Genomic DNA, 1,449 nt, shown 5'->3' with positions numbered 1-1,449 from the left:
CGGTGCCGCCGGGCCGGGGCCACCGGGGTGGCCGCACCCGGGGAGCCCGAGGCGAGGCCACGGAGGCCGCCCCGGTGGCGGTACCACCCCGGCCGCCCGTATCGGGGCACAGCACGCGACGCCGGTCCCCGAACCACCGGCCCCCGAACCCCACGCCCGCCCGACCCGGGCACCACCGGCCCTGCCCGGCCGGGACCCGCCACCACCACCCGCCAGGATCACCACCCGCACCCGCCCGAAGCCGTCCGACCGCCGCACTACGCTGGGACCCCTCATGGCCACACCCACGAAGAACCTCGTCAACCTGGAATCGGTCCACAAGGTCTACGGCACCCGGGCCCTGCTGGACGACATCTCGCTCGGAGTCGGTGAGGGGGACCGCATCGGCGTCGTCGGCCGCAACGGCGACGGCAAGACCACCCTCATCCGCGTGCTGACCCGGCTGGAGGAGCCGGACACCGGGCGCGTCACCCACGCCGGTGGGCTGCGCGTCGGGGTGCTGACCCAGCACGACTCGCTCGACCCCGAGGCCACCATCCGGCACGAGGTGATCGGGGACCGCGCCGACCACGAATGGGCGGGCGACGCCAAGGTCCGTGACGTCCTGACCGGCCTCTTCGGCGGGCTGGACCTGCCCGGGTTCGCGGAGGGGCTCGACACCCGCATCGGCCCGCTCTCCGGCGGTGAGCGCCGCCGCATCGCCCTCGCCCAGCTGCTCATCGCCGAGCAGGACCTGCTGGTCCTCGACGAGCCGACCAACCACCTCGACGTCGAGGGCATCTCCTGGCTCGCCCGCCACCTGCGCGACCGTCGGTCCGCCCTCGTCTGCGTGACCCACGACCGGTGGTTCCTGGACCAGGTCTGCACCCGGGTGTGGGACGTGCAGCGCGGGAGCGTCCACGGCTACGAGGGCGGCTACAGCGACTACGTCTTCGCCCGCGCCGAACGGGAGCGGATCGCCGCGACCGAGGAGTCCAAGCGGCAGAACCTCATGCGGAAGGAACTGGCCTGGCTGCGCCGCGGCGCACCCGCCCGCACCAGCAAGCCGCGGTTCCGGATCGAGGCGGCCAACGCGCTGATCGAGGACGTGCCGCCGCCCCGCGACGGCGCCGAGCTGATGAAGTTCGCCAACGCGCGGCTGGGCCGCACCGTCTTCGACCTGGAGAAGGTCACGCTGAAGGTCGGCACCGACGCCGACGGCAGCGGCGGTCGTGAGCTGCTGCACCAGCTGACCTGGCAGCTCGGCCCGGGGGACCGGATCGGACTGGTCGGGGTCAACGGCGCGGGCAAGACCTCGCTGCTGCGGGCGCTGGCCGAGACCGCGAACGACGGCGGCGAGGGCGTCTCCCCGCTCGTCACCGGCGGCCGGATCAAGGTCGGTCGCACCGTGCGACTGGCCTACCTCTCCCAGGAGGTCAGCGAGCTCGACCCCGAACTGCGCGTGCTCCA

The 1,449-nt window shown here is 73.9% G+C and carries 1 protein-coding gene; it reads left to right on the top strand.

The genetic code is table 11. The annotated features are described in order from the left end of the window. Nucleotides 1–274: 274 nt before the first annotated feature. Nucleotides 275–1,449, top strand: a 1,175-nt coding sequence (locus HCJ92_RS24045) for an ABC-F family ATP-binding cassette domain-containing protein (RefSeq protein WP_167935707.1), incomplete at its 3' end; no start/stop codon positions are given.

Origin of the sequence: Streptomyces spiramenti (assembly GCF_012034385.1) — a bacterium.
GTDB classification, from domain to species: Bacteria; Actinomycetota; Actinomycetes; order Streptomycetales; family Streptomycetaceae; genus Streptomyces; species Streptomyces spiramenti.
The sequence above is the reverse complement of the archived record's forward strand: the minus strand, read 5'-3'. Positions and strand labels throughout refer to the sequence as shown.